This is a genomic window from Bradyrhizobium sp. P2_E8 (assembly GCF_056403875.1).
The window spans coordinates 1-4,291 of record NZ_JBFUES010000682.1; the positions used below are offsets into that span (position 1 = coordinate 1).

A 4,291-nucleotide genomic window follows, 5' to 3' on the forward strand; every position below is an offset into this window, starting at 1 on the left:
GGCAGAAGGACCGGGGTCCGCCCTATCTCGTCTACAACGGCACGCTCGCCGACTGCGTCCGCGAGCTGATGGGCAAGCCCATCAAGGGCATCTCGCTCTACGACATCATGACGAGGCCGCAACCGGCCTTCGAACAGACCGTGCTGTCGCCCGGCGATGCCGCCGAGATCGCGATGCGCAAGGATTTTCCGAAAGATTAGTTTGCTGCGCGCCTAGCGGCCGGCTTTCCCTGCTGCTTCGACGAAGAGTCCGTCGGAGCATCGAGGAAGACGACCGGCGTGCCGCGCTTGACGCTGTCGCCCAGCGCCCGAACGTCCCAATTGGTGAGCCTGATGCAGCCGTGGGACGCGGACTTGCTCACCCTGTCGGGCTCCGCCGTCCCGTGGATGCCGTAGCTCTGCGCCGACAGGCCGATCCAGTACGAGCCGACCGGATTGTTGGGCCCGGGTTTGACATCGAACGGCTTTCTGGATCTGACGCTGCTGAACCTGTACTCCGGGTTGTAGTGATAATTCGGCTTGTCATTGGTCGAGGTGACCTTGAGCGTCCCGCTCGGCGTCGGCCGATCCGGACTGCCGATTGACGCCGGATAGAACGCGACCAGGCGGCCAGTGCCGTCGAACGCCTTCAATGTCCCGTTCTTCTTGTCGACCTCGAGCCGCGCAGCACGCGGCAGCTCTCGCCGTGCCGGAACATTCGCGACGATGATGGTCTCGCCGGCCTTGTCGAAGGACTTGCCGGGATTGAGGGCCTTGAGCAGATCCGCACTCACGTGGAATTTCTCGGCGAGCCCCTCGAGAGGGCTGGTGTAGTTCAGCGCCTCCAGTGACTTCATGTCGTCGAGCTTCGCCGGCAGCGCCTTCAGGAACGGCCCTTTCACATCCGCATCGCCGATCCTGTAGTCGACGACGACAGGGCCGTCGCTCGTCGCATTCAACTTGTCCCACAGCTCCGGCGCGATGCCCTTGTCGGACGCGATGCCGTTCTGCTCCGCGAATGCCTTCAGCGCCTTCTGCGCGTTCTCGCCGAATTTTCCGTCGATCTCGCCGGGAGAGAATTGCGCACGATCGAGCAGTATCTGAAGCTTCACCACGGATGCGTCGACCTTGTCGGCGGCCGGCTGTCTTGCAGGGCGCGCAGCGTCATTCACGGCTGCGGCGCCAAGATTGCCCGCGACGGCCGGGACCGCAAGCCACAGCGAAATCACCGCACCGAAGATCCATCGCATCATGTTCGCTCGTCCCGCTTCGCAGATGCCCGCAAACGCACGGGAAGTTTCCCTTCGGGAACACCGTAGTAGCACCGACGCAACCTCTGAGATCGCAGCTTTGCCGCAATCGGACGATTAAGAAACACCGTATCGCCGGGCGTATCGCCGGCCGTTCATCCCACAGTTCGAGGTTGTCCACGCAATGCGATTTGTCGTCGCGGCTTGCGCCGCGTTTCTGATTCWGATGTGCGACCTCGATCCGTCGGCGTCGCGGCAAACATCAAGCTTCGACCACGCCATTGTTGAGAACAACCGAGCCTCCCCGCTTGTTCCAGTGGTGGAGCTCTTCCTCGCAAGCGTGCAGGCCATCGAGCTCGCCAACGCCCGCGCGGCCTTTGAGGAGACGATCGAACCGCCACGCGCGGTCGAGCCCGTAGCGCAGGCCCCGGTTTCACCGACTGAACGGTTCTGCCGCGCGCTTCGCGAAGCCGCCGAGGCCAGCGGCATTCCCGTGCCGTTCTTCGCGCGCCTGCTCTGGCAGGAGAGCCGCTTTCGTTCCAACGAGGTCAGCCCGGCCGGCGCACAGGGCGTCGCGCAATTCATGCCGGAGACGGCGGCCGAGGTCGGGTTGGATGATCCCTTCGATCCCATCAAGGCGCTGCCCGCATCGGCAAGGTTCCTGCGCAAGCTGCGTGACGATTTCGGCAATCTCGGCCTCGCAGCGGCCGCCTACAACGCAGGTCCCGGCCGCATCCAGAAATGGCTCGCCAGAGAGAGCGAGCTGCCGCGCGAGACGCGCGACTATGTCCGCATCATCACCGGCACCAGGGCCGAGGACTGGACCGAGCGCGCAGAGGCTCTCCCAATCCGGATCGACCTGCCGCGCGAAGCGCCTTGCGAAGGTGTCGGCAGCCTGTCCAAGACGAAGGACGTCGCCTGGGTTCCGGTGAACCTGACACCGTCGGTCGTCACCATCATGCGCAAGGCCGAGCAGCTGGCGGCGCGACTCTCGGCGAGCCGTGCACGCAAGCGGTTCGCAATCCTGCTGCGCAAGAATGCCGGGGCCCACGGCAAGGCACGGAGCATGATCGCGGCCCGCGCCGCCGGAAAGAGTGCAAAAGCTCGTGCGATCCGCTTTGCGGCGCGCGAACGCTCCTCGAGCTAGCTCACACCGGCCACGCTCTTTAGTGCCACGGGCGCCTCACTCCGCCTTGATGTTCGCCGCCACCACAACCTCGGCGAGCTCCTTGGTCTCCTTCGCGATCTTCGCGGCGTACTCGGCCGGGCTTAGCACGCTGACGACGCCCTGCGATCCGAGCTTCTCCTCGACCGCCGGATCCTTGGCGGCGGCGACGATCTCCCGGTGCAGCGCCTCCAGGATCGGCGCGGGCACAGCCTTCGGCATGAAGAAGCCCACCCAGAACGACAGGTCGAAGCCGGGGTAGCCTGCCTCCGCAACCGTCGGCACGTCAGGCAACGACGGCAGCCGCTCGGCGGAGGACACCGCGAGCGCGCGCAGCTTTCCGGCCTTCACCAGCGGCACGGCGGAGAGCGGATCGAACACCGCCAGCACCTCCTGCGCGAGAATGCCGACCTCGGAGGCGGCACCGCCGCGATAAGGCACGTGGATCATCTTGATGCCGGCCTTCTGGCCGAGCAGCTCCATGGCGAGATGGGCGAGGTTGCCGTTGCCGCCCGAGCCGTAGGCAAGCTCGCCCGGCCGCGCCTTCGCCGCGGCAACGAGATCGGCCACGGTCTTGATGTCGGCGGTCCTGGGGTTCTCCGGATTGACCACCAGCACCAGCGGCGCCGACACAACGGTCGTCAGCGGCGCGAAGTCGCTTATCGGGTCGTAGCGAATGTCCTTGAACAGCGTCTTGTTGAGCGTGATGGTGGAGGAGTTGCAGGCCAGCATCGTGTAGCCGTCCGCATCCGCACGCGCCACGCCCTCGGCGGCGATCATGCCGTTGGCGCCGGCGCGGTTCTCGACCACGAAGGGCTGCCCGAGCTTGTTGCTCAGCCTGTCGCCGATGATCCGCGCGACGACATCGACCGGCCCGCCCGCGCTGAAGCCGACCATGACCTTGACTGGCCGCGTCGGATATTTCTGAGCGAGCGCCTCTGTCGACAGTGCGCAGGCGCACAATCCGGCGATCACTGCCAGCAGGCGAGCCGTTCGTTGCATTCCTTCTCTCCCCAGACTTCAGTGCCGCTTGTGCATGTTTGTTGGTGCGGCGCGTTCGGCGATCATGATGAGCGGCCGCACGGGATTCCGCAATCGCGTTTCCGCGCAGTCAATTCCGCGGCACGGCACGTAAGCGCCGGCTCAAAACAAAAAGTGCGAAAACAACCCCATGCACAGTAGCCGGCGCCTGAGAGAACAAGGACTTGCGCGCTTCGCAATGCCGTTTGACTCGTCGGGCAAAACACCTGCAGAATGGCATCATCGCAACAATCGTAAGCGTGACGGCCGGCCTGATCAGGGCCGCCCCGACGTGGTTGCGCGTAAGCCCTTCATCGACATCTGAAAATTCGCATCCGCGCGCAGCAGCGAACGGTCGTTCGCGCGCGCCTGCGCCGGCAAAGGACACAGCATGACGACAGCACCGAACCGCCGCATCACCTCGCCGCTTGCGACAAACGATCGCGGCGGCCCCGCCGCGAGCCCGCGGATCAGACTCTACAAGCGCAGCATTGCGATCAGCCATCCGGACCCGCAAGCCGGCGAGCGTCTGCTGGCCGAAGCGCTCGGTGCCGCCGACCGCGACGCGCTGCACGGCATGCTGAGGCAATTGGTCAAAGCGAGCGCGATCGGGCAGAAGCCTGATGAGGCCAATCTCGCCTTCATGGTCTCGATGATCAGGAGCATCGCACCGAAGGATTCCATCGAGGCCATGCTGGTGTCGCAGATGGTTTCCGTTCACGTGGCGACGATGCGCTGCGCCTGTCGCCTCGCCTGCACGGACAACCTTCCGCAGCAGGAGAGCGTCACGCGCGCATTGACCCGGCTGACCCGCACCTTCGCCGCGCAGGTCGAAGCCCTGAGCCGCCACCGCAACAGCGACGAGCGCGCAATCACGG

5 protein-coding genes are annotated in these 4,291 nt (G+C 65.2%); 3 read left to right on the forward strand and 2 right to left on the reverse strand.

Going from position 1 to position 4,291, the window contains the following annotated elements; all coding sequences use genetic code 11:
* A partial coding sequence (locus tag AC1D00_RS29435; RefSeq protein ID WP_477013082.1) for a hypothetical protein occupies positions 1–200 on the forward strand: 200 nt, incomplete at its 5' end.
* Here AC1D00_RS29435 and AC1D00_RS29440 read toward each other — a convergent pair.
* The gene (locus AC1D00_RS29440) at positions 197–1,231 is read right to left on the reverse strand and encodes a L,D-transpeptidase family protein (protein ID WP_477013083.1); all 1,035 of its coding nucleotides are present in this window, start codon (positions 1,229–1,231) and stop codon (positions 197–199) included. The two genes, AC1D00_RS29435 and AC1D00_RS29440, sit on opposite strands and share 4 nt — an antisense overlap.
* A 181-nt stretch (positions 1,232–1,412) precedes the next feature.
* Here AC1D00_RS29440 and AC1D00_RS29445 point away from each other — a divergent pair, with 181 nt between their 5' ends.
* Positions 1,413–2,375 carry a lytic transglycosylase domain-containing protein gene (locus AC1D00_RS29445; RefSeq protein ID WP_477013084.1) on the forward strand — a complete coding sequence of 321 codons (963 nt, stop codon included), beginning with the start codon at positions 1,413–1,415 and terminating at the stop codon, positions 2,373–2,375.
* Between the two features lie 36 nt (positions 2,376–2,411).
* Here the strand turns inward: AC1D00_RS29445 and AC1D00_RS29450 are convergent, their stop codons facing one another.
* The gene (locus AC1D00_RS29450; RefSeq protein ID WP_477013085.1) at positions 2,412–3,395 is read right to left on the reverse strand and encodes a Bug family tripartite tricarboxylate transporter substrate binding protein; all 984 of its coding nucleotides are present in this window, start codon (positions 3,393–3,395) and stop codon (positions 2,412–2,414) included.
* Positions 3,396–3,804: 409 nt separating this feature from the next.
* On the opposite strand from AC1D00_RS29450, the gene AC1D00_RS29455 reads away from it, so the two are divergent.
* Positions 3,805–4,291 (forward strand): hypothetical protein (locus AC1D00_RS29455; protein WP_477013086.1); only part of this gene is annotated, 487 nt, incomplete at its 3' end.